Origin of the sequence: Streptomyces sp. NPDC018964, from assembly GCF_044390325.1 — a bacterium.
Taxonomy (GTDB): Bacteria; Actinomycetota; Actinomycetes; order Streptomycetales; family Streptomycetaceae; genus Streptomyces.
The window spans coordinates 52,133-78,595 of the sequence record NZ_JBIRYZ010000027.1; the positions used below are offsets into that span (position 1 = coordinate 52,133).

At 71.8% G+C, this 26,463-nt stretch carries 24 protein-coding genes, 1 tRNA gene and 1 riboswitch; of the genes, 18 read left to right on the plus strand and 7 right to left on the minus strand.

Going from position 1 to position 26,463, the window contains the following annotated elements:
• Positions 1-44: 44 nt before the first annotated feature.
• On the minus strand, positions 45-230 hold the full coding sequence (locus ACH5AO_RS31760) for an antitoxin (protein WP_398930716.1): 186 nt from the start codon (positions 228-230) through the stop codon (positions 45-47).
• Positions 231-393: 163 nt separating this feature from the next.
• Between ACH5AO_RS31760 and ACH5AO_RS31765 the strand changes: the two genes are divergently transcribed.
• Positions 394-1,161, plus strand: a complete 768-nt coding sequence (locus ACH5AO_RS31765) for an HNH endonuclease family protein (RefSeq protein WP_398930718.1) — start codon at positions 394-396, stop codon at positions 1,159-1,161.
• Positions 1,162-1,320: 159 nt separating this feature from the next.
• Here ACH5AO_RS31765 and ACH5AO_RS31770 read toward each other — a convergent pair whose 3' ends face one another.
• The gene (locus ACH5AO_RS31770; protein ID WP_398930720.1) at positions 1,321-1,800 is read right to left on the minus strand and encodes a hypothetical protein; all 480 of its coding nucleotides are present in this window, start codon (positions 1,798-1,800) and stop codon (positions 1,321-1,323) included.
• Between the two features lie 196 nt (positions 1,801-1,996).
• Here ACH5AO_RS31770 and ACH5AO_RS31775 point away from each other — a divergent pair, with 196 nt between their 5' ends.
• The 6 genes from ACH5AO_RS31775 to ACH5AO_RS31800 all read left to right on the plus strand — a co-directional run bounded on the left by ACH5AO_RS31775 (position 1,997) and on the right by ACH5AO_RS31800 (position 8,140).
• Positions 1,997-4,096 carry an N-6 DNA methylase gene (locus tag ACH5AO_RS31775; protein WP_398930722.1) on the plus strand — a complete coding sequence of 700 codons (2,100 nt, stop codon included), beginning with the start codon at positions 1,997-1,999 and terminating at the stop codon, positions 4,094-4,096.
• A 224-nt stretch (positions 4,097-4,320) separates the two neighbouring features.
• Positions 4,321-4,956 carry a hypothetical protein gene (locus ACH5AO_RS31780; RefSeq protein ID WP_398930724.1) on the plus strand — a complete coding sequence of 212 codons (636 nt, stop codon included), beginning with the start codon at positions 4,321-4,323 and terminating at the stop codon, positions 4,954-4,956.
• A 38-nt stretch (positions 4,957-4,994) separates the two neighbouring features.
• Positions 4,995-6,491, plus strand: a complete 1,497-nt coding sequence (locus ACH5AO_RS31785) for a protein kinase (protein WP_398930825.1) — start codon at positions 4,995-4,997, stop codon at positions 6,489-6,491.
• A gap of 150 nt (positions 6,492-6,641) precedes the next feature.
• The gene (locus tag ACH5AO_RS31790) at positions 6,642-7,289 is read left to right on the plus strand and encodes a SurA N-terminal domain-containing protein (RefSeq protein WP_398930726.1); all 648 of its coding nucleotides are present in this window, start codon (positions 6,642-6,644) and stop codon (positions 7,287-7,289) included.
• Positions 7,290-7,492: 203 nt separating this feature from the next.
• Positions 7,493-7,732 carry a hypothetical protein gene (locus ACH5AO_RS31795; RefSeq protein ID WP_398930728.1) on the plus strand — a complete coding sequence of 80 codons (240 nt, stop codon included), beginning with the start codon at positions 7,493-7,495 and terminating at the stop codon, positions 7,730-7,732.
• A gap of 69 nt (positions 7,733-7,801) precedes the next feature.
• Positions 7,802-8,140: a hypothetical protein gene (locus tag ACH5AO_RS31800; protein WP_398930730.1), complete on the plus strand. Its 339-nt coding sequence runs from the start codon at positions 7,802-7,804 to the stop codon at positions 8,138-8,140.
• A gap of 131 nt (positions 8,141-8,271) precedes the next feature.
• On the opposite strand, the gene ACH5AO_RS31805 is transcribed toward ACH5AO_RS31800, so the two are convergent.
• Positions 8,272-8,607, minus strand: a complete 336-nt coding sequence (locus ACH5AO_RS31805; protein WP_398930732.1) for a hypothetical protein — start codon at positions 8,605-8,607, stop codon at positions 8,272-8,274.
• A gap of 318 nt (positions 8,608-8,925) precedes the next feature.
• Between ACH5AO_RS31805 and ACH5AO_RS31810 the strand changes: the two genes are divergently transcribed.
• From ACH5AO_RS31810 to ACH5AO_RS31845, 8 genes are all read left to right on the plus strand, one after another.
• Positions 8,926-9,924, plus strand: a complete 999-nt coding sequence (locus ACH5AO_RS31810) for a nucleoside triphosphate pyrophosphohydrolase (protein ID WP_398930734.1) — start codon at positions 8,926-8,928, stop codon at positions 9,922-9,924.
• A gap of 24 nt (positions 9,925-9,948) precedes the next feature.
• Positions 9,949-11,253: a cytochrome P450 gene (locus tag ACH5AO_RS31815; RefSeq protein WP_398930736.1), complete on the plus strand. Its 1,305-nt coding sequence runs from the start codon at positions 9,949-9,951 to the stop codon at positions 11,251-11,253.
• A 198-nt stretch (positions 11,254-11,451) separates the two neighbouring features.
• Positions 11,452-12,474 carry a transglycosylase family protein gene (locus tag ACH5AO_RS31820; RefSeq protein WP_398930738.1) on the plus strand — a complete coding sequence of 341 codons (1,023 nt, stop codon included), beginning with the start codon at positions 11,452-11,454 and terminating at the stop codon, positions 12,472-12,474.
• A gap of 205 nt (positions 12,475-12,679) precedes the next feature.
• A riboswitch (cyclic di-AMP (ydaO/yuaA leader) is annotated at positions 12,680-12,848 on the plus strand.
• Positions 12,849-12,851: 3 nt separating this feature from the next.
• The gene (locus tag ACH5AO_RS31825) at positions 12,852-13,586 is read left to right on the plus strand and encodes a transglycosylase family protein (RefSeq protein ID WP_398930740.1); all 735 of its coding nucleotides are present in this window, start codon (positions 12,852-12,854) and stop codon (positions 13,584-13,586) included.
• 233 nt (positions 13,587-13,819) lie between these two features.
• The gene (gene eno, locus ACH5AO_RS31830) at positions 13,820-15,109 is read left to right on the plus strand and encodes a phosphopyruvate hydratase (RefSeq protein ID WP_030869977.1); all 1,290 of its coding nucleotides are present in this window, start codon (positions 13,820-13,822) and stop codon (positions 15,107-15,109) included.
• A 117-nt stretch (positions 15,110-15,226) separates the two neighbouring features.
• Positions 15,227-15,703, plus strand: coding sequence for a septum formation initiator family protein (locus ACH5AO_RS31835; RefSeq protein ID WP_398930743.1), 477 nt, complete (start codon positions 15,227-15,229; stop codon positions 15,701-15,703).
• 32 nt (positions 15,704-15,735) lie between these two features.
• Positions 15,736-16,269, plus strand: coding sequence for a DUF501 domain-containing protein (locus ACH5AO_RS31840; protein ID WP_391792211.1), 534 nt, complete (start codon positions 15,736-15,738; stop codon positions 16,267-16,269).
• Positions 16,266-17,219: an exopolyphosphatase gene (locus tag ACH5AO_RS31845; protein ID WP_398930745.1), complete on the plus strand. Its 954-nt coding sequence runs from the start codon at positions 16,266-16,268 to the stop codon at positions 17,217-17,219. Before ACH5AO_RS31840 ends, ACH5AO_RS31845 begins: the two co-directional genes overlap by 4 nt.
• A gap of 49 nt (positions 17,220-17,268) precedes the next feature.
• On the opposite strand, the gene ACH5AO_RS31850 is transcribed toward ACH5AO_RS31845, so the two are convergent.
• Entirely contained in the window at positions 17,269-17,538 is a 270-nt protein-coding gene (locus tag ACH5AO_RS31850; protein WP_199210820.1) for a type II toxin-antitoxin system RelE/ParE family toxin, read from the minus strand.
• Positions 17,535-17,807 (minus strand): type II toxin-antitoxin system Phd/YefM family antitoxin, encoded by a 273-nt coding sequence (locus tag ACH5AO_RS31855; protein ID WP_398930747.1) that lies wholly within the window; start codon positions 17,805-17,807, stop codon positions 17,535-17,537. Before ACH5AO_RS31855 ends, ACH5AO_RS31850 begins: the two co-directional genes overlap by 4 nt.
• Before the next feature lie 528 nt (positions 17,808-18,335).
• Between ACH5AO_RS31855 and ACH5AO_RS31860 the strand changes: the two genes are divergently transcribed.
• Positions 18,336-19,727, plus strand: coding sequence for an NAD(P)/FAD-dependent oxidoreductase (locus ACH5AO_RS31860; protein WP_398930749.1), 1,392 nt, complete (start codon positions 18,336-18,338; stop codon positions 19,725-19,727).
• A 676-nt stretch (positions 19,728-20,403) separates the two neighbouring features.
• Positions 20,404-21,711, plus strand: a complete 1,308-nt coding sequence (locus ACH5AO_RS31865) for a class I SAM-dependent methyltransferase (RefSeq protein WP_398930752.1) — start codon at positions 20,404-20,406, stop codon at positions 21,709-21,711.
• 79 nt (positions 21,712-21,790) lie between these two features.
• Here the strand turns inward: ACH5AO_RS31865 and ACH5AO_RS31870 are convergent, their stop codons facing one another.
• Both ACH5AO_RS31870 and ACH5AO_RS31875 read right to left on the minus strand, forming a co-directional pair.
• A complete protein-coding gene (locus ACH5AO_RS31870) occupies positions 21,791-24,322 on the minus strand; it encodes an ABC transporter permease (RefSeq protein ID WP_398930754.1) in 2,532 nt (843 codons plus the stop codon).
• Between the two features lie 56 nt (positions 24,323-24,378).
• The gene (locus ACH5AO_RS31875) at positions 24,379-25,149 is read right to left on the minus strand and encodes an ABC transporter ATP-binding protein (protein ID WP_398930756.1); all 771 of its coding nucleotides are present in this window, start codon (positions 25,147-25,149) and stop codon (positions 24,379-24,381) included.
• Positions 25,150-26,005: 856 nt separating this feature from the next.
• Between ACH5AO_RS31875 and ACH5AO_RS31880 the strand changes: the two genes are divergently transcribed.
• A tRNA-Leu gene (locus ACH5AO_RS31880) sits at positions 26,006-26,092 on the plus strand.
• The last annotated feature ends 371 nt before the right edge of the window (positions 26,093-26,463 follow it).

Here is a 26,463-nt window from a genome sequence, read left to right on the forward strand (position 1 = left end):
CGGCGTGAGGTCGCCGTGGACGGCCCTGACGGGTGCGCGAGGCCCTACGGCTGGTCGGGACGGTCGCGGTCCATGCCGAGCCGGCGTTCGGCCTGCTGCTGCGCGGTGTCGATCCGCTGCTCGTACTTGCCGCCGGTCCTCTCGTTCATCTTCCGTTCCGCGGCGTCCGAGGCGTGCTTGGCCTTGCCGCGTGCCGCCTTGTTGCTCTTGAACTTGTCGAGGATGCCCATGCGGGAACTCCCTCCGGAGGGTACTCGGAACCGACGATACGCGCGCTTTGCGGCGCATGTCCGCATGGCGCAGGATTGGTCTGGACCTCTCACTCGTTACGGTGAGTCCCGGATCGGCTCGCCCCCGCCAGGGCAGGAATTCGGAAGAGCAAGGGAGGGCGCGGTGACGCGAGACAAGGGGTGGGGCGCACGGGCCCGGCGCACGGGACCGGTGGTGATCGCCGCGGTGGCTCTCCTCGCCGGCTGCGAGGGAGCCCGGGACGCGGACTCCCCGGCCGGCACCGGAGACGGCGGCGGGCGCGCCGTCAGCCCGTTGGACAACCCCGACGGCACCGAACCGGGCCTCGCGCCCGTGACCGGCGAGCCGGACCGGGCCGAGGCCGTCGCCCTCATCACGAAGGTGGCGACCAAGGGCCGCGGACCGAAGACGGGCTACGACCGGGACGAGTTCGGCTACGCCTGGATGGACACGGCCGACGGAGTGCCACTGGCGAGGAACGGCTGCGACACGCGGAACGATCTGCTCCAGCGGGACGGGCGGGACGTGCGTTTCCGTTCCGGGTCCGACTGCGTGGTGGTCGCCATGACGCTGGACGACCCGTACACCGGCACGACCATCGAGTGGCGCAAGCAGGAGGCCGCCGAGGTGCAGATCGACCACGTCGTGCCGCTCTCCTACAGCTGGCAGATGGGCTCCTCGCGCTGGTCCGAGGACAAGCGGGAGCGGCTGGCGAACGACACCCTCAATCTGATACCGGTCGAGGGCCGGGCCAACTCGGCCAAGGGGGACTCCGGCCCGGCGTCCTGGCTCCCGCCGAGCAAGGGCGTGCGGTGCGCCTACGCGGTCCGCTTCGCTCAGGTCGCCCTCAAGTACGAGATGCCGGTGACGTCGGCCGACCGGCGGACGATGCTGGAGCAGTGCGGCGGCTGAGCGGTACCGCGGTGAGCCGCCGGGCGGGGCGGCTCGGGGAGTGGAGGTCCGGGACGTCCGCAGGGGCGGTGCCCCGGTCGGAGTCGTGAAGGCCTTTTCGGTGATCTCGCCGCCACGGCCGGCGTGTGCGGTGCGGCGCGTGGTGGGCTCCCGGAGGGCCTAGAAGTTGCCGTTGCCGATGATCTCGCCGTCGGCGCCGTACACGGTGACGAGGCCGTTGTCGCTCTGCTTCCAGTCGGCGAACGCGGAGGCGATGAGCTTGGCGGGGCCCGTGCCCTCGCCCATGAGCCCGCCGGTGAAGTCGGTGTAGACCTCGGCGGCGTCGAGGATGTCGTTCTGCTCGTCCGCGCCCTGCACCTTGGTGACGTGCGAGAGCGCCTCCTTCTCCTGCGGCGTCCCGTTCTTCCGCACGAACGCCTTGAACTGTTCGGCCTGGGACGCCTTCTCGGTGCCCTCGTCCTCGGCGGGCTTCGCGTCCGACGCGCCGTCCGACGTCGTGTCGCCGGACCGCTGCTCCGCGGAGACCGAGGTGCCCTTGCCGCCGGAACCGCCTTCCGAGTCACCGGAGTTCGCCGAGGCGGCACCGATGATGACGATGCCCACGACGGCGCCCAGCGCGATCTTGCTCTTCATTCCCATGGCTGTGTCCCTCCCAACGCGGCCACCGCCCCCTCGGCGGTCGCTCGTTCGCGGGGTCAATGAGAACAGATCGTGTGAATAGAGTCAACGCAGTTCACGGTGGTGGCGGCGTCCACTCTTGTGAATACTGGGCCTTGATCGCGTCGGTATGCTTGCCGGCACACGGAGCAGAGGGAAACGGGGCGGGGTGCCGGGCATGCAGGACGACGCGACAGAAGTGACCGCCACCGGGATCGCACGACTGGCCGGTGTCGGCCGCGCCGCCGTCAGCAACTGGCGCCGGCGGCACGCCGACTTCCCCGGCCCGGTCGGCGGCACCGAGACCAGCCCCTCGTTCGCGCTGGCCGAGGTCGAGGGCTGGCTGCGCAGGCACAGCAAGCTCGCCGAGGTCCCGCTGAGGGAACGCGTCTGGCAGCAGCTCACCGGTCACCCCGCCGGACCGGTCACCGCCCTCACCCACGCCGGCTGCGTCCTGCTCCTCATCCACGACCGCTCCCCGGTCTGGCTGGAGGTGAGTTCCGGCTCCGACGAGCGACTCGCCGCGCTGCTGCCCGGAGCGCTGGAGCAGGTGCTCACATCACGGCTCGGCGAGGTGGACGGCTCGTATGTGAACACCCCGGACACTGTTCACAGCCTCGCCGCTTCCGCCGGCCCGGCCGCCCGAAAAGCCCTCGAACCCCCTGCCGCCCCCCAACTGCTCCCCTCCGCGCCCCTCCTCCGTTCCGTCGCCGGACTCGCCGCCGAACTCGGCGCCCGGCACACCTTCGAGTTCCTCCTCGGCCGGCACCTCGACGCCAACCCGCGCCAGTACACCCCCACCCCCGCCGATCTCGCCGCCCTCATGGCCGCCCTGGCCGGCCCCGCCCGCACCGTCCTCGACCCGGCCTGCGGCACCGGCGCCCTGCTGCGCTCCGTCGGCAACGGCCCCGGCCGGCGGCTGTACGGCCAGGACAGCGCCCCCGAACTCGCCGCCCTCGCCGCGCTCCGCCTCGCCCTGCACACCCGCGCCCCCGTGCGCACCGCCGCAGGCGACACCCTGCGCGCCGACACCCACCCGGAGCTGCGGGCCGACGCCGTCCTGTGCCACCCGCCGTTCAACGAGCGCGACTGGGGGCACGACGAACTCGCCTACGACCCGCGCTGGGAGTACGGCTTCCCGGCCCGCACCGAGTCCGAGCTGGCCTGGGTGCAGCACGCGCTCGCCCGGCTGCGGGACGGCGGCACCGCCGTGCTGCTGATGCCGCCCGCGGCCGCGTCCCGCCGCTCCGGGCGCCGGATCAGAGCCGACCTGCTGCGCCGGGGCGCGCTGCGCGCCGTCGTCGCGCTGCCGGCCGGCGCGGCACCCCCGTACGGCATCCCGCTGCACCTGTGGGTGCTGCGCCGGCCCGAACGGGCGCCCGTCCAGCCGGAGGTGCTGTTCGCCGACGCCGGGAGGTTCGCCGGTGAGGGGCGCGGCGGGCCCGACTGGCCGGGGATGCGGGAGGCGGTCCTCGACGCCTGGCGCGCCTTCGACGGGGCCGGCCGGCTCGACGAACGGCCGGGACTGGCCCGCTCCGTGCCCGTCATCGAACTCCTCGACGACGACGTCGACCTCGCCCCGGCCCGCCACCTCCCGCCCCCGGCCGCCGCGGACGGTGCCGGCCGGCTCGCCGACGTACGCGAACGGCTCGACGGGACGCTGCGTCTGGCCACCGGCCTCACCCCGCCGCCCGCCGACCCCGCGCCGCCCGCCGCCGGGCGCCCGCCCCTCACCACCGTCGGTGAACTGGCGCGCGGGGGCGCCCTGGTGATGCGTACGGGCGGAAACGGCGGCCACGCGCGCGTGCCCGCCCTCACCGACCACGACGTACTCTCCGGAACCGGCCCCTCCGGCATGCTCCCGGAGAGCGACGGGGAAGCGGTGCTCACCGAACCCGGTGACGTCGTCGTGCCCGTGCTCGGCGGGGGCACCGTCGCGCGGGTGATCGACGACACGACCGCCGGGGCCGTCCTGGGCCGCAACCTCGTGCTGCTGCGCCCCGACCCGGAGGTGCTCGACGCCTGGTTCCTTGCCGGGTTCCTGCGCGGCACTGCCAACCAGCGCCAGGCCAGCAGCCACGCGTCCACCGCCACCCGGCTCGACGTGCGCCGGCTGCGACTGCCCCGGCTCGCACCGGCCGAACAGCGGCGCTACGGCGCCCGGTTCCGGGCCCTGGACGAGTTCGAGCGGGCGCTCAGGCAGGCGAGCCGGCTCGGCGAGCAGTTCGTCCGCGGGATGTACGACGGCCTGGCCGACGGGACGATCGCCCCCGACTGAGCCACGGAAGGCCCCCGACCGGGCTCACGGGACGCCTCCGGCCGGGCTCACGGAACGCCCCCACCCGAGCCGCACCGGACGTCCCCGACCGACCACGGAACACCCCCGGCACGCTTTCAGGACGTCTCGTACGACAACGGTTCGGTACATCCCGGGACCGGTTGTCGTCATCGGCCTATACGCTCGGACTCCGAGTTCCCACCGGCACACCTGCAGGAGCAGTCATGTACGGCCACGGCGCGGCGCCGCCCACCCCCAGCGCGGCAATGGTCATCACGCAGCGCGTGCTGTACGCCGCCGCCGGAGTCCTCTGCTGCGGCCTGCTGGCCTGCGTGCCGTTGTTCCGGATCGCGTTCCTGAGGGGACGGCTGCTCGACTGGGTGGCGGCCTGGGTGAGCATCCCGCTGTCGATAGCCTGCCTGTCGGTGATCGGTTCGCTGCCGGAGTCGGACCCCCGGACCGACGTGGCCCTGGCCGTCGTCCTGATCCTCGGCGCGGTCTCGGCCGCGTACTACCTGGTCGTGGACATCCGCCTGCACCGGCGGCCGCACCCGTACGCGGGCCAGATGCCGCCGTCCCCCCACGCCACGACGATGCTCGGCCAGGGCGCCGGGCAGGGCCCCTACGGCTACCCGCAGCAGGGCTCGCCGTACGCGCCCACGCCGGTGCCGCAGCCCCAGGTCCCCCACACCCCGGTACCGCACACCCCGGTGCCCCCCACCCCCGTACCGCCGCCGCAGTCGTCGCAGCACCCCGTACCGCCGGCCCGGATCGACCAGGTCCGCGCCGAGCTGGACGAACTCAGCGACTACCTGCGCCGCCAGGACGGGCAGCAGGGCAACCACGAAGGCGGAAGGTGAGCGTGACGACGGGACGTGTCGTCGCCGGCCGCTACGAACTGTCCACGCTCATCGGACAGGGCGGCATGGGACAGGTCTGGACGGCCTACGACAAACGGCTGGACCGGCGCGTGGCGGTGAAACTGCTGCGCCCGGACAAGGTGGCCGGACACGAGGCCGACGAACTGCGCCGCCGCTTCGTGCGCGAGTGCCGGGTCACCGCCCAGGTCGACCACCCCGGCCTGGTCACCGTGCACGACGCGGGCAGCGAGGGCGAGGAGCTGTTCCTCGTCATGCAGTACGTCGACGGCGCCGACCTCGGCGACCACCTCGCCGAACACGACCCGTACCCGTGGCAGTGGACGGTCGCGGTGGCCGCGCAGCTGTGCGCCGTGCTGAGCGCCGTGCACGCCGTGCCGATCGTCCACCGCGACCTCAAGCCGCGCAACGTGATGGTGAAGCAGGACGGCACCGTCACCGTGCTCGACCTCGGCGTCGCCTCCGTCATGGACAGCGACACCACCCGGCTGACGCACACCGGTTCGCCCATCGGCTCACCCGCCTACATGGCGCCCGAGCAGGCGATGGGCGGCGCGGTCGGCCCGTACACGGACCTGTACGCGCTCGGAGTGCTGATGCACGAGCTGCTCAGCGGCGACGTGCCGTTCGCGGGCTCCACGGCGCTCGGGGTGCTGCACCGGCACCTGTACGAGCCGCCGGTGCCCGTGCGCCGGATCCGCCCGGAGGTCCCCGAGGCCCTGGAGACCCTGGTGCTGCGGCTGCTCGCCAAGGACCCGCAGCACCGCCCGGACTCCGCGCAGGAGGTCTACGAGGACCTGGCGCGGCTGCTGCCCGCGCGGGGCATGCCCACCGGCGCGCCCCTGGACCCCACCCGCCCCTTCCTGCGCCCGCACGCCCCCTGGCCGGACCGCGCCCGCACCCCCGCCCCCCAGCCGGCCCCCGCCGCGCCGCCCGCGCCCGTGGCGGAGAAGGCCGACGTCGCCGCCGCCGTGGACGAGGTGAAGCGGCTGCTCGGCGAGGGCCGCATCACCCAGGCCGTCGACATCCTCGGCTCGATCCTGCCCGTCGCCGCCGAGCAGCACGGCGAGCACTCCCCGGTCGTGCGCACCCTGCGCAAGCAGTACGCGGCCACGCTCCTGGACGACGGCCAGTACCGGCGCGCCCTGCCCGAACTGCGCCGCCTCGCCGACGAACGCGCCGCCGAGGCCGGCCAGGCCGACCCGCAGTCCCTGCGCCACCGCTACGAGGCCGCCCAGTGCCTGGAGCAGCTCGGCGAACCCGCGGCGGCGCTCGCCGAGTACCGGGCGCTACTGGCGTACTACGAGAACCAGTACGTGGCGGCCGGCGATCCGCAGCTCGCCCACGACGTCCGCCGCCGCATCGGCCATCTGTTGCTGGCCCTGGGCGACCGGGCCGCCGCGCACGACACGCTGGTGCGGCTGCTGCACGACGTGGAGCGCGTGCAGGGACCGGGGCACCCGCTGGCCGCCGACATCCGGCGGACGCTGCAGTGGCTGGGACAGGTGCGCGGATAGCGGGCCGCTGCGCCGTACGGGGCGGACGCCGGTGCCGGAAGTCGCCGTGAATCGTTGGTCGAATGGGTTGGCCAGAGCTTGGCCGATGCCTACCATCGATCACCGCAAGACTTTGTGCACCGCCGCACAAGCTCTCCTCAGGAGGTCTCCTTGCACCGCCGCCGTCGCACCGCGCTCCTCCTCACCGCCGCGATCGCCGCAGCGGCGCCCCTGCTCACCGCCTGCGGCAACGACGCGCACCCCGGTGCGGCAGCCGTCGTCGGCGGCGAGCGGATCACCGTGTCGCAGCTGGAGAACAGGGTCGGCGAGGTCCGCGCGGCCCAGCGGGCGGCCGTACCGGACGACGCCCAGTACCAGCAGGCCATCGCCCGCACCGGCAGCCTCACCCGCGACACCCTGCACGGCATGGTCCTGGACCGGGTGCTGGAGCGCGCCGCGCGGGACGCCGGCGTGACGGTCACGGACCGCGAGGTCCAGCGGATGCGGTCCGGTCTGGAGCAGCAGGCCGGCGGCGCGAAGGCGCTGGAGGCGGCCTGGCTGCAGCAGTACGGCGTTCCGCCGCGGCGCCTCGACGCCAACCTCCGCCTCCAGGTGCAGGCCCAGAAGCTCGCCCAGCGGCTCGGCACCGACCCGGGCCGGCCCGAGTTCTGGCAGGCGCTGTCGAAGGCGAGCGAGGAACTCGACGTCGACCTCAACCCGCGTTATGGCAGCTGGGACGTCGAGAAGAGCAGCCGGGTCGACGCGAAGACGCCGTGGGTACGGGACGTCACGGCGACCGGGATGCCGCAGACCCTCTGACCCGCGCCCCTGGACGACTCGGGGGCTGCCGACGGGGTGAAACACGCCCCCTGGGAAACCCGTCGAGGACGTGGACATCCGGGGACATGCCGGCCACGGCTCGACCCGATGGCCGTCGACTGCTCGGAGGAGGCGGGACGACCTTGCCGTCGGGGACGGGTGCGCAGCCTGTCAGGGAAGCCGCTCGCCGCATCGTGGATCTCGTGCTCACCGAGGACGACGGCTACCTCGACAGCCTCCCCGAAGAGGTGGAGGTCTCCATCGTCACACCGTCGACCGAGGTGGCGGGGATGCTGGACGAGCCCGTCGGCGACAAGGAGTTCCGGGCCGGCGTCCGGCTTCTGCTGGAAGTGGGCGCGGACGTCTCCTCCGCCATGCCGAGCGAGTTGCGCGACCTGTTCCGGGAACTACGCCTCGCCGTGCGCGGTGTGGTGGTGCGCTGACGGAGAGGCGGATCGTGAACGGGACGACCGGATCACCGAAAGCACGGGCGGGAAGGGCATGAGGGGAGCGTGGGGTATCAGCGGGTGAACCGGTTCGGGTTCGCGGAGTACGACGACATGGCCGGCATCGTGCGGGAGGCGGACCTGCCGGCCGTGGCGGAGGTGCTCCGCCGGATCGTGGACCTGGTGCTCGCCGAGGACGAGTCCGGCCTTGCCGAGGAGATGTCGTCACAAGCCGAGGCCGACTTCGTCGTGCCGCTCGGCATGGCCGCCGGCATGCTCGAGGACGGCGGGTACTCGGACACGGAACTGGTGTCGGCGGCCTGCACCGTGCGGTTCACCGCGGAGCGGCACATGGACGAGTTCCCCGAGGAGCTGACCGCCCTTCTGCTGCGGCTCCCGCGCTGAGCCGCAGGGGGCCGATCGGGCCGATCCCCGCGGTCGTGGCCGCCCTGGTGACCGCGTGCACGGTGCGCGGCCTTTCGCGCGCGGTCCCTCACCCCGCGAGGACCGCGCCCACGCGGACGCCGTCGGCGCGATCACCCCGCGGCGGTCTCAGCCGGACTGCTCGGGGGAGGGACCGGCCGCGCCTCCGAACCGTAGAAGCGGCCCCGGTCGCACAAGGCGTCGATCTCGGCGTTGTCCTCCTCGCTCAGTTGTGCGTCCAGCGCGGCGCTGATGACGTGCCGGGCGCGTGCCAGTCGCCGAGCGACGTCCCAGTCGGCGACGAACCGGCCGACGGCGTACTCGTCGGTGGTTCCGGACGCCTGGCGGGATCCGAGCCGGTCGAGGGAGACGACGAACTCGTTCAGGTCCCGCAGCACGGCGACGGCCTCGCCGAGGGGGATGCGGATCTCCCGGGAGGACATGTCCATCAGCTGATTCGACTCCGGATCCGGTGGGGGACAGGGACAGGGACGGACAGCCGGGCGGTGGTCGCGGGGAACCGCCGGGCGCCCGCCGGCCCGCCTTCCGCAAGGCCCCGCCGGAGACGTCGAGGAAACCCGTCGTCGGCCTCGGCCCGCGCCACGGCACCGGGCACGTCGAGAAGGGTAGCCGCGCCGACGCGAGGCCGCCGTGGGTACGGGAGGTGGCGGCGGGAGCGCCCCGGACGACGTGACGGCACCACCGTGAGGCGCCGCCCCCTGTGGACAACTCCTGGGGCGTCCGGCGCCGTGCGTTACGTTCGGGGGGTGAACGCCACGAGTCCCGAAACCGCCGCCGGCCGGGCCCCCGACCCCGGCCGCGTCGTCCTGCTCACCACCAGCCACCGCGTCGCCCCCGGCCTGCTGTCCTGGCCGGCCTGGCAGACGCTGCACGCCGCCGACCGCGTGCTGTGCGCGGACGGCGCGCACCCGCAGCTGCCGTACCTGCGTGAGGCGGGGATACGGGTCGACGAGTCGGCTCCCACCGCCGAGGAACTGGTCGCCGCCTGCGCGGGCGGGCGCACGGTGGTCGTCGTGGCGACCGGCGAAGGGGAGCCCGCCCTCACCGACGGACTGGCACGGCTGGCCGGCTCCGGTCGCGTCGCCATGCCCGAACTGGAACTGCTGCCCGCCTCCTACGACCTGCCCGGCGCCCGCCTGCTCGACCTCGTCCAGGTCATGGACCAGATCCGCGCCGAGTGCCCGTGGTCGTCCCGGCGGACCCACAAGGGCCTGGCGAAGTACGCCATCGAGGAGGCGTACGAACTCGTCGAGGCCATCGAGGACGGTGACCGGGAGGACCTGCGCGAGGAACTGGGCGACGTCCTGCTCCAGGTCGTCTTCCACGCCCGGATCGCCGAGGAGGACCCCGACGCCCCGTTCTCCATCGACGACGTGGCCGGGACGATCGTCACCAAGCTCATCCACCGCCACCCGCACGTCTTCGGGGACGAGACCGCGACCACCCCCGAGGAGGTCAAGGCCCACTGGCTGCGCACCAAGGCGGTGGAGAAGCAGCGCACCTCCGTCACCGAGGGAGTCCCGCTCGGCCAGCCCGGCCTGGCCCTCGCCGCCAAGCTGGCCTCCCGGGTGCGCACGGCCGGCCTGGACGTCCCGCTGCCCCGCGTCGAGGGCCCCGGCTACGAACTGCTGGCGCTGGCGGTGCGCGCCGAGGCGGAAGGCGTGGACCCGGAGGCGGCCCTGCGCGCGGCGGCACGGGCCTACCGGGACGCGATCCGGGAGGCGGAGACGCGGACGCGGCCGTGAAGGAAGGACGGATACGGTCGGGGGGTGACCGAGCAAGCCGAGCCCCGCCGCACCCCCTCCGCCACCGCCCCTGCCGCCCCTGCCGCCCCCGAACTGTTCACCTGGGAGTTCGCGAGCGACCCGTACCCCGCCTACGCCTGGCTGCGCGAGCACGCCCCCGTGCACCGCACCCGGCTGCCCAGCGGGGTGGAGGCCTGGCTGGTCACCCGGTACGCCGACGCCAAGCAGATCCTCGCCGACAACCGGCTGTCCAAGAACCCCGCGCACCACGACGAGCCCGCGCACGCCAGGGGCAGGACCGGTATTCCCGGGGAGCGCCAGGCGGAGCTGATGACGCATCTGCTGAACATCGACCCGCCGGACCACACCCGGCTGCGCCGGCTGGTCAGCAAGGCGTTCACCCCGCGCCGGGTCGCCGAGTTCGCGCCCCGCGTGCAGGAGCTCACCGACGGGCTCATCGACCGGTTCGCGGACCGCGGCTCCGCCGACCTCATCCACGAGTTCGCCTTCCCCCTCCCCATCTACACCATCTGTGACCTGCTCGGCGTCCCGCGCGAGGACCAGGACGACTTCCGGGACTGGGCGGGCATGATGATCCGCCACGGCGGAGGGCCGCGCGGCGGGGTCGCCCGGTCCGTGAAGAAGATGCGCGGCTACCTCGCCGAGCTGATCCACCGCAAGCGCGAGGCGCTCCCCGCCGAACCCGCCCCCGGCGAGGACCTCATCTCCGGCCTCATCCGCGCCTCCGACCACGGTGAGCACCTCACCGAGAACGAGGCCGCCGCCATGGCGTTCATCCTGCTGTTCGCCGGTTTCGAGACCACCGTCAACCTCATCGGCAACGGCACCTACGCCCTGCTCACCCACCCCGGACAGCGCGACCGCCTGCAGCGGGCCCTCGCCGCCGGGGAGCACGGGCTGCTGGAGACCGGCGTCGAGGAACTCCTGCGGTACGACGGCCCCGTGGAACTCGCCACCTGGCGGTTCGCCACCGAGCCGGTCGCCATCGGCGGACAGCGCATCGCGGCCGGCGACCCCGTCCTCGTCGTGCTCGCCGCCGCGGACCGGGACCCGGAGCGGTTCGCCGACCCGGACGTGCTCGACCTCGGCCGGCGCGACAACCAGCACCTGGGGTACGGCCACGGCATCCACTACTGCCTGGGCGCTCCGCTGGCCCGTCTGGAGGGCCGGACCGCGCTCGCCACCCTGCTGACGCGTCTGCCGGACCTGCGGCTCGCGGTGGAACCGGCCGAACTCCGCTGGCGGGGCGGGCTCATCATGCGCGGACTGCGCACGCTCCCGGTGGAGTTCACCCCTCCGCGGAAGTGACGGACCGGGCCGCCGTCCGCCGTGCCCCCGGGCGGGCCAGCGCAAACATGACACGCCCTCAACTCTGTGATCTTCACGTGATCTGCGCGGCATGAACTTGTGACAAGTGATCGTCTGCGGATACGTTCACCCATCAAGTGCGGCACATCGAGTTCCACTCGCCGCGCCGGTCATTGCTGTCTCGCGAAAGGTTTCCGCATGCTCTCCGGAAACGGTCGGCACCGTCGTCCCCGTCAGGCTCCGGCTCTCCTCGTCGCGGCCGGAGTGACCGGCTCCGCCATCGCGATCCCGCTCCTCGGGGCCGGCAGCGCCAGCGCGGCCGACGGTGCGACCTGGGACCGGGTCGCCGAATGCGAGAGCGGCGGCTCGTGGAGCCAGAACACCGGCAACGGCTACTACGGCGGCCTGCAGTTGACCCAGGACGACTGGGAGAGCTACGGCGGCCTGGACTACGCGACCAGCCCCGACCAGGCCAGCCGCGGCCAGCAGATAGCCGTGGCCGAGAGAATCCTCGCCGACCAGGGGGTCGGCGCGTGGCGCACCTGCGGACTGACGGCGGGTCTCGACCAGGACTCGGCGTCGGCCGACATCGACACGGGTGTGGCGGAGAACCCGGCCTCGGACGCGTCCGGCTCTTCCGGTTCCTCCGCCTCGTCCGGATCATCGGACTCCGGTGATTCGTCCGCTTCGTCCTCCCCGTCGGCCACGTCCGGCCCGTCGACCGGCGCCGAGGGGGCGGAGGACGGCGAGGGTGCCGCCGGCGAATCGGCCAAGTCCGGCAAGTCGAGCGGCTCGGGCGCGGATTCGGACACCGGCTCCGACGGTGGATCCGGCACCTCCCCCTCCGCCTCGGTCACTCCCAAGAGTGACGAGTCGGACAAGTCCGGGCAGACCACCGGCTCTTCCGAAGTCACCGACACCGAAGGCACCGGCGCCGGCCGCCACCGCGGCGTCACCGCCGAGGAGGGTGAGGCGGAGGGCCGTACGTCGGAATCGTCCGGCCGGCATGCCTCGCGCGGCACCGACGCCTCCCGCGATGCCGCCGACGGTTCGTACACCGTGCGCACCGGCGACAGTCTCTCGTCCATCGCCGACTCCCTTGAGCTGGGCGGTGGATGGCGGTCGCTCTACGCCGAGAACAAGCAGGTCGTCGGCGCCGACCCGGACCTCATCATGCCGGGCCAGGAGCTCGAGGTCGGGGTCGAACCGGACGAGAAGTGATGCGCGAAGGGGCGTCGGTCCGGCGGCAGTTGACGTCATGTTTCGCGGTGAATGTCCGGTTTAAAGGCTGTGAGAGATAGGTCTCAGAAGCCCTGATCGTCTTTGAAATTCCGCGGACCGCGTGTCTACGGTCGTGACCGCTCGCCACCGCGGGCCCCGGCTGCCGCCACGCCGAATCCTGCCAGTGGCAGCACGGGAACAGTCGTCGCGTCATGCGCCGCAGGCAGGAGCGGGGGAACCAAGGTAAGCGCCCCTTCCGGTGGTTGACACCGGATCGGGCTTGGGGTGGAGCCGCGTCCCGCGAGGGGCGTGGCCGGGCAACTCAACCGGCCCGAACCCGACAGCTCACCTCGTAGGCGTCGGTGAGGGGATCCACCATGCTGTTTTCCGGCAAGGGCAAGCACCGCCGTCCGTCCAAGGCCACCCGCGCGATCGCCGTCGCCGGTGTCACCTCCGCCGCCGTCGCCGCCCCGCTGATGGCGGCCGGCAGCGCCTCCGCCGCCACCGCCTCCGAGTGGGACGCCGTCGCCCAGTGCGAGTCCGGCGGCAACTGGTCCATCAACACCGGCAACGGTTACTACGGCGGTCTGCAGTTCTCCGCCTCCACCTGGGCCGCGTACGGCGGCACGCAGTACGCCTCCACCGCCGACCGGGCCAGCAAGGCCCAGCAGATCGAGATCGCCGAGAAGGTCCTCGCGGGCCAGGGCAAGGGCGCCTGGCCGGTCTGCGGCACGGGCCTGTCCAACGCCTCCTACGCCGGCTCCTCCTCGAACGACTCCTCGCAGGGCCAGGACACCGGTTCCACCGGGACCCGTGAGGCCGAGCGGAAGGCCTCCCGCTCCGCCGAGCGCCCGGCCGCCGAGCAGAAGACCGAGCAGCGGGCCGAGAAGAAGGCCGAGCCGAAGGCCGAGGAGAAGACCGTCACCACCCCGACCGGCCAGAAGGTCGAGAAGGGCGACGGCGAGTACAAGGTCGTCAAGGGCGACACCCTCAGCTCCATCGCCGCCGAGCACGACGTCGAGGGCGGCTGGGCCGAGCTGTTCGAGCTGAACGACGACATCGTCGACGACGCCGACCTCATCTACCCGGGCCAGCAGCTGCACCTGAAGTGAGCGGCTGCCCCACTGCTCCCCGCCCCGGTGCGTCTTCCCCCGTACGCGCCGGGGCGGGGTTTTTGTGACCGGGTTTCCGGAAACGGCTTTGTTCCGTTCGGAAACAATTTACTCTCGGTTCTGTCCATGGGACGGGCGGCCGGATGGCCGATCGCCCGGAGCCGGTTAGGCTCGGACTCGCAAGACCCTCCGGGGTCCTGCCCACCCGCGTCACATCCAAGAAGGAGATGCTCGTGCCGTCCATCGACGTCGTCGTAGCCCGGGAAATCCTGGACTCCCGAGGCAACCCCACGGTCGAGGTCGAGGTCGGCCTCGACGACGGCAGCACGGGTCGTGCCGCCGTCCCGTCCGGCGCCTCCACCGGCGCCTTCGAGGCCATCGAACTCCGTGACGGCGATGCAGGCCGTTACCTGGGCAAGGGCGTCGAGAAGGCCGTCCTGGCCGTCATCGAGCAGATCGGCCCGGAGCTCGTCGGCTACGACGCCACCGAGCAGCGCCTGATCGACCAGGCGATGTTCGACCTGGACGCCACCGACAACAAGGGCTCGCTGGGCGCCAACGCCATCCTCGGCGTCTCGCTCGCCGTCGCCCACGCCGCCTCCGAGGCCAGCGACCTGCCGCTCTTCCGCTACCTGGGCGGCCCCAACGCGCACCTGCTGCCGGTGCCGATGATGAACATCCTGAACGGCGGCTCGCACGCCGACTCCAACGTGGACATCCAGGAGTTCATGATCGCCCCGATCGGCGCGGAGTCCTTCTCCGAGGCCCTGCGCTGGGGCGCCGAGGTCTACCACACCCTGAAGAAGGTCCTGAAGGGCAAGGGCCTGGCCACCGGCCTCGGCGACGAGGGCGGCTTCGCCCCGAACCTCGGCTCCAACCGCGAGGCCCTCGACCTCATCCTCGAGGCGATCAAGGAGGCCGGCTACACCCCCGGCGAGCAGATCGCCCTCGCGCTCGACGTGGCCGCCTCCGAGTTCTACAAGGACGGCGTCTACACCTTCGAGGGCAAGGAGCGCTCGGCGGCCGAGATGACCGAGTACTACGCGGAGCTCGTCGACGCGTACCCGCTCGTCTCCATCGAGGACCCGCTGTTCGAGGACGACTGGGAGGGCTGGAAGACCATCACCGCCAAGCTCGGTGACAAGGTCCAGCTCGTCGGCGACGACCTGTTCGTCACCAACCCCGAGCGCCTCGCCCGCGGCATCGAGGAGGGCGCCGCCAACGCCCTGCTGGTCAAGGTCAACCAGATCGGCTCGCTGACCGAGACCCTGGACGCCGTCGAGCTGGCCCAGCGCAACGGCTTCAAGTGCATGATGTCCCACCGCTCCGGCGAGACCGAGGACGTCACCATCGCCGACCTGGCCGTCGCCACCAACTGCGGCCAGATCAAGACCGGCGCCCCGGCCCGCTCCGAGCGCGTCGCCAAGTACAACCAGCTCCTGCGCATCGAGGAGATCCTCGACGACGCGGCGGTGTACGCCGGCCGCTCGGCCTTCCCCCGGTTTCGCTCTGCGAACCAGTAGGCACAGCAAGGACTGAGTCGCCCCGTAAGAGGCGGCGTCGTACGTACGTCCCCGCACCCGGTCCCGTACCGTGTGCGGGGACGTACGCGCGTAGGACGGTGAACGAGAGGCGGAACCATGGCGGTCAAGGACCGGGACCGTTTCTCCACCGCGACCAGGATCCGGCTGATCGGTGAGCAGACCGCCGCCCGGGTCTACCGTTCGCAGACCAAGCGCCAGGCACGCCGCTCCCGGCTGACCGGCCGGGCCGCGCTGCTCGCCCTGGTGGTCTGCTCCCTGATCGTCGCCCTCGCCTATCCCATGCGGCAGTACGTCTCCCAGCGCGCGGACATCGCCGACCTCCAGCAGGAGCAGGACGAGACCCGCCAGCGGGTCGAACGGCTGCGCGACATGAAGGCGCGCTGGCAGGACGACGCGTACGCCGAGCAGGAGATCCGCAGGCGGCTGCACTACGTCATGCCCGGCGAGACCGGCTACATCGTCATCGACCCGGGTGCGGCGAAGCAGTCCCGCACGGATCTCGAAGCCGCCGACCGCCCCTGGTACGCGAACGTCTGGGACGGCGTCGACAAGGCCGACGCCGCAGGCCAGTGACCTCCTCCATGGAAAGCCCCGGAAAGACAGGTATGGAAACGCCCCCGCCCACGACCCCCCGCACCGAGCCCACCGACGCGGACGTCGAGGCCTTCAAGCAGCAGCTCGGGCGGCCCCCGCGCGGGCTGCGCGCCATCGCGCACCGCTGCCCCTGCGGACAGCCGGACGTCGTGGAGACCGCGCCGAGGCTGCCCGACGGCACCCCCTTCCCGACGCTCTACTACCTCACCTGCCCGAAGGCGAACTCCGCGATCGGGACGCTGGAGGCGAACGGCGTGATGAAGGAGATGACGGAGCGGCTGGCCACCGACCCCGAGCTGGCGGCCGCGTACCGCGCGGCGCACGAGGACTACATCCGGCGCCGCGACGAGATCGAGGAGCTCAAGAACTTCCCCAGCGCGGGCGGCATGCCCGACCGGGTGAAGTGCCTGCACGTGCTGGTCGCCCACTCGCTGGCCGCCGGACCCGGCGTCAACCCGCTGGGCGACGAGGCGCTGGCGATGCTGCCCGAATGGTGGCGCAAGGGAGCCTGCGTGACGCTGCCCGAGAAGGAGGACGGCCGGTGACCCGGGTCGCCGCCATCGACTGCGGTACGAACTCCATCCGGCTGCTGGTGGCCGACGTGGACCCGGACACGGGCGAACTGACGGACCTGGACCGCCGTATGACGATCGTACGGCTCGGGCAGGGTGTCGACCGTACGGGCCGGCTGGCGCCCGAGGCGCTGGAGCGGACGTTCGCCGCCTGCCGCGAGTACGCGGAGGCCATCAAGGAGCACGGCGCGGAGCACCTGCGCTTCGTCGCCACCTCCGCCTCCCGTGACGCCGAGAACCGCGACGAGTTCGTGCGCGGGGTGGTGGACATCCTGGGCGTGGAGCCCGAGGTCATCACCGGTGACCAGGAGGCCGAGTTCTCCTTCACCGGGGCCACCAGGGAGCTGACGGGCCGGACCGACCTGCACCGCCCGTTCCTGGTCGTGGACATCGGCGGCGGCTCGACCGAGTTCGTCATCGGTGACGACCACGTCCGCGCCGCCCGCTCCGTGGACGTCGGCTGCGTACGGATGACCGAGCGGCACCTGGTGCGGGACGGGGCCGTGACGGACCCGCCGACCGAGGAGCAGGTCGCGGCGATGCGCGCCGACATCGAGGCCGCCCTCGACCACGCCGAGGAGACGGTCCCGCTGCGCGAGGCGCACACCCTGGTCGGCCTGGCGGGCTCGGTCACGACCGTGTCGGCGATCGCCCAGGACCTCCCCGAGTACGACTCCGAGGCCATCCACCACTCCCGCGTCTCCCGCGACCGCGTCCGTGAGATCACCGAGTGGCTGCTGCGCTCCACCCACGCCGAGCGCGCGGCGGTGCCCTCCATGCACCCGGGCCGGGTCGACGTGATCGGCGCAGGGGCCCTGGTCCTCCTGGCGATCATGGAGCGGATCGGCGCGGAGGAGGTCGTGGTCTCGGAGCACGACATCCTTGACGGCATCGCGATCAAAGCGGCAGAGGACGCCCCATAGCGTTCAGCGGCACTCCTCGGTTGGTGACGGCGGTGGCGTTTGCCACGTACTACAGGTTGCGGTAGACGTCCCGCCGGTCGCCCACTTTGACGACGAGGATGACGAGTTCACCGTCGTTGATCTGGTAGGCGACCCGGTAGCTTCCGACCCGGAGCCGGTAGAGCCCTGACGGGCCGGTGAGTTTCTTGACGTCGGCGTCCTCGCGGTACGGGTCGTCGCCGAGTGCGGTGAGCGCAGTCAGGATGCGCATGGCGTCGGGCCGGCTGATGGCCCGGAGCTGCCGCTGCGCCGCCGTGGTGAACCGGAAGGCGTACTTCACGCCGCCTCGCCGTCATGCTCGGTGAACAGATCCGCCAGTAGTTCCGCCATCGTTACGGTGGAACCACCCTGGGCCAGGACTGCCTCGGCTTCGCGCGCCAACATCACGTCGGCCGCTTCCTCCAGCGCTTCGAAGTCCGCGATCGGCACCACGGCCGCCACCGGAGCGCCGTTGCGCGTGATGACCGTCGGAACGCCTTCCTCGGCCCGATTGATGTGGTCCGCGAGGTGCGCGCGGGCTTCCCGTACGGTCACTGTGTTCTCGGTCATGACGTCAGTGTACGCGCTTCCGTGTACACGAGCACGGAGTCGCATGCGTGAGCAACCCTCGACGGCATCGCCTGGTCCGTCGCCCAGCCCTCTTCGTCACTGGTCAGCAGCACTCCACTGAGCGGTCGGGGCAGCGTTTGAGCGGCGCCCGGGGACCCTTCGGGGCCCCTCGGCGGGGCCCCGCCGGGAAAGTTCGTGAAGTTCTTCACAAGGAATTGGCCCCGGGAGAACGAAGAACTGAACCCGGTTGACCCATTCGGGCCCTCAACACCCCTTTGAACATGTTCAGAAGGTGATGGCAGGTGTCCCGCCAGGGGCCATCGTACGGGTTCGACGGCCGGCCTCACGGCGCCGCTCGACCGGCAGAGAGGCAGCTCACGCGGCATTGACAACGTCCCGCGCGGGGTTCCGGTTCCCGTTTCGCGCTGTGATCTGGATCAAGAAGCGCGAGATGGTAACACAGGCCCTCTCTAAGCTTGTGAAGGGGCGCACGAGGTACCCCCCTGAAGCGGGTGGATACTCGATGGCATGAGCACCACGGAGCGTCCCAGGATCCTCGTAGTAGGCGGTGGGTACGTAGGCCTGTACGCAGCTCGGCGCATCCAGAAGAAGATGCGTTACGGCGAGGCGACCGTCACCGTCGTCGACCCGCGGTCGTACATGACCTACCAGCCCTTCCTCCCCGAAGCCGCCGCCGGCAGCATCTCCCCCCGGCACGTCGTCGTACCCCTGCGGCGCGTGCTTCCCAAGGCGGAGGTCCTCACCGGCCGGGTCACCACCATCGACCAGGACCGCAAGGTCGCCACCGTCGCGCCGCTGGTCGGCGAGGCGTACGAGCTGCCCTTCGACTACCTGGTCATCGCGATGGGCGCGGTCTCCCGCACCTTCCCGATCCCCGGCCTCGCCGAGCAGGGCATCGGCATGAAGGGCATCGAGGAGGCCATCGGCCTGCGCAACCACGTCCTCGAACAGCTCGACAAGGCCGACTCCACCACGGACGAGGAGATCCGGCGCAAGGCACTCACCTTCGTCTTCGTGGGCGGCGGCTTCGCCGGCGCGGAGACCATCGGTGAGGTCGAGGACATGGCCCGGGACGCGGCCAAGTACTACAAGAACGTGTCCCGCGAGGACATGCGCTTCATCCTCGTCGACGCCGCCGACAAGATCCTCCCCGAGGTCGGTCCCAAGCTCGGCGCGTACGGCAAGGAGCACCTCGAGGGCCGCGGCGTCGAGGTCTACCTGTCCACGTCGATGGACTCCTGCGTCGACGGCCACGTGGTGCTGAAGAACGGCCTCGAGGTCGACTCCAACACGATCGTGTGGACGGCGGGCGTCAAGCCCAACCCGGTGCTGTCCCGCTTCGGCCTGCCGCTGGGCCCGCGCGGTCACGTCGACACCGAGCCGACCCTCCAGGTCAAGGGCACCGACTACATCTGGGCCGCGGGCGACAACGCCCAGGTCCCGGACCTCGTGGGCCGCAAGGCCGGCAACGAGAACGCCTGGTGCCCGCCGAACGCCCAGCACGCGCTGCGCCAGGCCAAGGTCCTCGGCGACAACGTGGTCTCCGGCATGCGGGGCTTCCCGCAGAAGGAGTACAGCCACGCCAACAAGGGCGCGGTGGCGGGCCTCGGCCTGCACAAGGGCGTGGCGATGATCGTCATGGGCAAGATGAAGATCAAGCTCAAGGGCCGGCTCGCCTGGTACATGCACCGTGGCTACCACGGCATGGCGATGCCGACCTGGAACCGCAAGATCCGCGTCTTCGCCGACTGGACCCTCGGCATGTTCCTCAAGCGCGAGGTCGTGTCCCTGGGCGCGATCGAGTCGCCGCGCGACGAGTTCTACGAGGCCGCGAAGCCGGCGCCGGCTCCGGCCGCCGCCCAGCAGGAACCGAAGAAGACCGAGGCCAAGGCTTCCTGACCTCCGGTCACCCTCTGAAGGGGCCGCCCGCCATCCGTGGTGCGGGCGGCCCCTTCGGCGTTCCCGTGGGGGCGACGGGGCCGACGGGGCCGCCCGACTCGCCGAGCCGAAAGGCCACCCCTGGGACGTCGCCTCGAGTCCCGGTGCCGGCTCGCCTGTCCGACTCGGTGGGGTGAGAAGTGTCCCCGGGGCTCGCCCCGGGCCCCGGGCCCCGGTCCCGGCTCGTCCGCCCCGGTGGGCGAAAGCCTGTCCCGGGGCTCTGCCACCGGCCCCGCCCGGGCTCTGCCACCGGCCCCGCCCGGGCTTTGACCCGGACCCCACCGGCGCTCCACCCCGGACTCACGGGCCCCGCCCGAGTTCCGAAGAGCGGCCTCGGCGGGGTGCGTTCCCGGATCCCGAGCCGAGTGGCGGACGGGCGAAGGACACCGGGGGCCAGGGGCGGAGTCCCCTGACGGACGGAGCCCCAGCGGTACTCCCGACGCACCGAGCCGACGCACCGAGCCGGGCACCTGGCGGCGGGCCGACGGACGGCCCGGACCAGGAGCCCACGGGGCCCGCCCTCACGCGCGACCCGGTGTTTTGCCCAGAGATGACGCGCGCCGGGGACTGCCGGCCCCCTCTCAAGTGTTTACGTGAGGAGGACATTCCGGGATTCCCCGTCACGGAGGTGTACACCATGCCGGACGCCGCCTCGCGGCTGAAAGGTCACGTCGAACAGCTGATCAACGCCCCCCTCCCCGTCCGCGTCCGCGCCTGGGACGGCTCACAGGCCGGCCCCCCGGACGCCCCGACCCTGGTCGTACGCAACCGCCGGGCCCTGCGCCACCTGCTCCTCAAGCCGGGCGAACTCGGCCTCGCCCGCGCCTGGGTGGCCGGCGACCTCACCGTCGAGGGCGACCTCTACACCGCCCTCGACCGGATCGCCGGCCTCGTCTGGGAGCGCGGCGAGGACGCCCGTACCCTCACCCAGGCCCTGCGCGACCCTGCCTTCCGCTCCGCCGCCCGCGGACTGATCGCCCTCGCCGGCCCCCCGCTGCCGCCCGCCCCGCCCCGCGAGGAGGCCCGCCGCCCCCGCCGCGGCCTGCACACCAGGCACAGCGACCGGCGCGCCATCAGCCACCACTACGACGTCGGCAACGACTTCTACGAGATCGTCCTCGGCCCGTCCATGGTGTACTCCTGCGCCTACTGGCCCGCCCCGCCCCCGCGGGGCACCCTCGAACAGGCCCAGCACGACAAACTCGAACTCGTCGCCCGCAAGCTCGCCCTGAAGCCCGGTCAGCGCCTGCTGGACGTCGGCTGCGGCTGGGGCTCCCTGGCCGTCCACGCCGCCCGCGACCACGGCGTGAACGTCGTCGGCGTCACCCTCTCCCACGAACAGGCCGCCTACGCCCGCAAGCGCGTCGCCGACGAGGGCCTGACCGACCGCGTCGAGATCCGCGTCCAGGACTACCGCGACGTCACGGACGGCCCGTACGACGCCGTCTCCTCCATCGGCATGGCCGAACACGTCGGCTCCGAGCGCTACCTGGAGTACGCCACCGCCCTGCACCGCCTCCTCAAGCCGGGCGGACGGCTGCTGAACCACCAGATCGCGCGCCGCCCGCAACGGGACGAGGAGTCGTACCGGGTGGACCCGTTCATCGACGCCTACGTCTTCCCCGACGGCGAACTCGCCCCGCTGGGCACCACGGTGTCCCTGCTGGAACGTTCCGGTTTCGAGGTGCGCGACGTCGAGTCGATCCGCGAGCACTACGCGCTCACCCTGCGCCGCTGGGTGGCGAACCTGGAGGCCGACTGGACCCGCGCGGTGTCGCTCGCCGGCCCGGGACGGGCCCGCGTCTGGCTGCTGTACATGGCCGCGTCCGCCCTCGCCTTCGAACGCAACCGCATCGGCGTCAACCAGGTCCTCGCCGTCAGGACCCCCGACTCCGGCGCCTCCGGGATGCCGTTGCGGGCCCGCGTGTGGGGCACGCCCGGCTGAGCCCGGTCCGCACCCGACGCGAAGGGCCGGGCTCCCCGTACGGGAAGCCCGGCCCTCGGTGTGCCGCGTCGCGACGAGGTCACTCGGTCTTGATCGCGCTCAGCATGTTCAGCCGGGCGGCGTTGCGGGCCGGCCACAGGGCGGCCAGGACGCCCACCAGACCGGCCAGCACCACGAAGATCCCGATCCGGTCCCAGGGCAGGACCAGCGCGTACCCCGGGATCTCCTCGGCGATGGTCTCGCCGATCGCCCAGCCGAGGAACGTGCCGAGACCGATGCCGACCACCGCGCCGAACACCGAGATGACGACGGCCTCCAGCCGGACCATCCGCTTCACCCGGCGCCGGTCCAGACCGATCGCCCGCAGCATGCCGATCTCCTGCTGCCGTTCGAAGACGGACATCGCGAGGGTGTTGACGACGCCGAGGACCGCGATGATCAGGGCCATCGCCAGCAGGCCGTACATGACGTTCAGCAGGGTGTTGATGGCGCCGCCGAACTCGTCGCGGATGTCCTGCCGGTCCATGACGGTGATCGCGGGGTTGTCGCCCAGCGCGTCGACGAGGACCTTCTCGTTCGCCGCGGTCTGACCGCCGTCGACCTTCACGAAGATCTGCCGGATGGACGGCTTCGTCTCGTGCTCGTCCACCACGGCGGTGTCGACGAGGACGGGGGAGAGGAACTCGCTGTCCTTGTAGACGGCGCCGACCGTCAGCGTCGCCTTCTTCTCGTCGGCGAAGGTGAAGGGGATGCGGTCGCCGGGCTTCCAGCCCTTGCTCTTCGCCGTCTTGTCGGCGACCGCGATCCGCCCCTCGGCGAGCGTGCCGGCGTCGCCGCTGACGACGTCGACGTTCAGGACCCGCTCGATGTCGCCCGGGGTGATCCCGGAGGCGGAGACGTAGTCGTCACCGGCCTGGAGGTAGACGTCCTGCTGCGGCGAGAGAGCCGAGACGCCCTCGGCCTTCTCCAGCGCGGTCAGCGCGGACCGGTCGAGGTCGCCGCCGTTGGCCATCGAGACCATGTAGTCGGCCTTGATGTTGTCCGTGGTCATCTTGTCGATGGCGGCGCCGACCGTGACGCCGAGCACCGACAGGCCGGTCACCAGCGTCAGCCCGATCGCCAGCGCCGAGGCGGTGGCGCCGGTGCGGCGCGGGTTGCGGACCGCGTTCTGGCCGGCCAGCTTGCCGGCCACGCCGAAGGGACCGACGAGCAGCGGACGGACGAGCGCGATCACGGGCCGGGACAGCAGCGGGATCAGGATGATCACGCCGATCAGGGCGAGGAACGCGCCCGCGCCGATGTACATCCGGCCGTCGTCGCCGCCGGTCGAGGCGCCCGCCACGATTCCCGCCGCGCCGAGGGCGGTGATCGCCGCACCGATGGAGTTGCGCACCACCAGCGACTTGGTGGTGGCCACCGCGTGGACGCTGTTCATCGCCGCCACCGGCGGGATCTTCGCGGCCCGGCGGCCGGGCAGCCAGGCGGCGAACACCGTGATCAGCACACCCACCGCGAACGCCGCGACCACCGGCGTGGCGGACAGGACCAGCGGACCGTCGGGCATCTTCATGCCGAACGCGGCCATGCCGGAGCGCAGCGCGACGGCCAGACCGACGCCGAGGGCGAAGCCGACGGCGGAGGCCACCAGACCCACCAGCGCGGCCTCGGCGAGCACCGAGCGGGTGATCTGCCTGCGGGACGCGCCGACGGCGCGCATCAGGGCGACCTCCTTGGTGCGCTGGGCGACCAGCATCGTGAACGTGTTGGAGATCAGGAAGACGCCCACGAAGAGCGCGATGCCCGCGAAGCCGAGCAGGACCTGCTTGAGGTTGCCCATGCCCTGTTCGATCTGGTCGGCCTGCTCGTCCGCGAGCGCCGTGCCGGTCCGCGCCTCCGCGGTGTCCGGCAGCAGTGGCTCGACCGCGGCGAGGATCTTCGCGTCGTCCGCGCCGGGGGCCGCGACGACGGTGACGTCCTCGAAGTAGCCCTCCTTGAGGTACTGCTTCTGGGCGACGGCGGTGTCGAAGAGGACGAGGCTGCCGCCGGCGTTGACGGCGCCGTCCTCGGTGGTGAACACACCGCTGAGGGTGTACTCCTTCACCGGGCCGTTGGTCGCGACGCGCACCCGGTCGCCGACCTCGTACTCGCCCTTGGCGGCGGACTCCTCGTCCAGGGCGATCTGGTCGTCCTTCACCGGGCCGGAGCCGTCGGTGAACGTGTACGCGGTGTCCTTGCCGTCCTCGCCGGGCGCGAAGTTGGAGCCCTTGTTGGACCAGCCGACGCCGATCAGCTTCCCGTCGGGGTCGGCGACCCCGGCGAAGCCCTCGACGCGGCCGTACACCCCGGCGACGCCGTCCACGGCGGCGATCCGGTCGAGGTCCTCGTCGGAGAGGCCGGGCGCCTCCTCGGGGTTGTCCGGGTCGGCGTACGAGGTGACGGCGACGGCGACGTCGTCGTAGCTCTTCGCCGACTGGTTGCGGAAGGCGTTGGAGAGGGTGTCCGCGAAGACCAGGGTGCCCGACACGAACGCCACACCGAGCATCACGGCGAGCACGGTCATCAACAGCCTGGCCTTGTGCGCGAAGACGTTGCGCAAGGCGGTACGGAACATGGGTCTTCTCTGTCCAGACGGTACGGGGGAGGGGGCGAGCGGGCGGCGGGGACGGGTCAGCTGGTGCGGCCCTTGGCGTCGAACCGCTTCATGCGGTCGAGCACCGAGTCGGCCGTCGGCCCGTGCATCTCGTCCACGATCCGGCCGTCCGCGAGGAAGACGACGCGGTCCGCGTAGGCGGCGGCGACCGGGTCGTGCGTCACCATGACCACCGTCTGCCCCAGTTCGCGCACGGAGTTGCGCAGGAAGCCCAGCACCTCGGCGCCGGAGCGGGAGTCGAGGTTTCCGGTGGGCTCGTCACCGAAGATGATCTCCGGCTTGGACGCCAGCGCCCGCGCCACCGCGACCCGCTGCTGCTGGCCGCCGGAGAGCTGCGTGGGCCGGTGACTCAGCCGTTCCGACAGTCCGACCATCTGGATCACGGTGTCCAGCCACTGCTTGTCCGGCTTGCGGCCCGCGATGTCCATCGGGAGGGTGATGTTCTCCAGCGCGGACAGCGTCGGCAGCAGGTTGAACGCCTGGAAGATGAAGCCGATCTTGTCCCGGCGCAGTTTCGTCAGCTGCTTGTCCTTCAGCGAGCCCAGCTCGGTCTCACCGATGCGCACGGAACCGGAGGAGAAGGTGTCGAGGCCGGCCACGCAGTGCATCAGCGTGGACTTGCCGGACCCGGAGGGGCCCATGATCGCGGTGAACTCGGCCTGCTGGAAGGCGACGGAGACCCGGTCCAGGGCGACCACCTGGGTCTCGCCCTGGCCGTAGATCTTCGAAAGCTCCGTGGCGCGTGCGGCCACGGCGGTGGTCCGGTCGGCGAGGGATGCGGTGGTCACGGGATGGACGCTCCTGTCGGGACGGTGTGTTCTCGGGGACGTCGTCCATCGTTCCGTCCCTTCACCGCCGTGTAGTCACCCGCAGCTCCGGTTCCGGGGGTCGACTCGGGAGGGACCGCCGGGCGCGGTGTCATACCTGGGGATGACACCGGACCCTGAGCCGGGGCGTACGGAACGGGTGGAGCCTCCTTGTCCGGACATCGACCGCTCTCCTCCTCGAGGGGAGCGGATTCCCGGCTCCGGCCGCCTTCCGGAGCGGCACTCCGGAAGGCGGCCCGAGCCCTCGACACCAGACGGGTCCAGCCCTGCCCGGACGAGCATCACGCGGGCGGGGTCCTTGTCTCCGGGGGAGGCGGCTCCGCACACCGGCACCGTCCCTTACTCTGCCTCCAGCCCCACCCGGGTCGTGGCCGGCACTCACGACCGGTACGTGAATCGGGCGTGGCCGCCTGCGCCGCCCTCCCGTCCCGTCGGCACACCTGTCCCCCTCGGTTGGTGTAACCACCCCAACTGGTGAACGTAAGAGTATGTATTCGTATTTGTACGGCTCCCATCGGAGGGGCTGTCACGGCCCGGAAGCCCCGCACGGCGGCGTACCGCGCGGCTCTCACGGGATGCCGTTCACGCCCAGGCGTGAATGCCGGGCTCTCCCTCATCGGGAGAGCAGGTGAAATTCCGTCATTCCGTATGTGCGGTGACGCGCTGCACGCAAGGCTGTTGGCGCGTACTGACAGGGAGATACAAGCCCTGACAGACAGTCAGGCGGCAATAAAATAAGACAAGATCGGCCTACCCCGCCGATGTCTGAGGGGTGGTCACCGATAGGCTCGGAACCGCGAAGCGGAGCCCATGGCCTGCCCGGATGGTGGAATGCAGACACGGCGAGCTTAAACCTCGCTGCCCCTGAGCGGGCGTGCCGGTTCAAGTCCGGCTCCGGGCACCAACATGCTTGCACGGCCTGCTTGCGGGAAAGGCGGGCATTCACCACCGCACCGTCGGCGCACGACGCCTCTGGTTCGCCGCCATGGCGTATGCGAAACCGATGAAGAACGCGGACGGCGTGGTCATGAGTCACCGCGTGCGCCGACGTCCCAAGGCGCGGGAGACGGTGACCGGCGGAGCGAGCGGTTCACCGGTGAGGTGGGCCGGGGCGGAGGCGGCGGCCGCCTTCCGCGGGGCCGGCAACGCGACAGGCCGGTGGTGATCGCCCGGCCGGGTGAAAGACCGGCGGCTGGGAACGCTGCCGCACCACCGCGTGGTCCTGGGCCACGACGTGGCCGTGAACGGCGAGTTCCTCGTCGGGCTCGTCGGCGT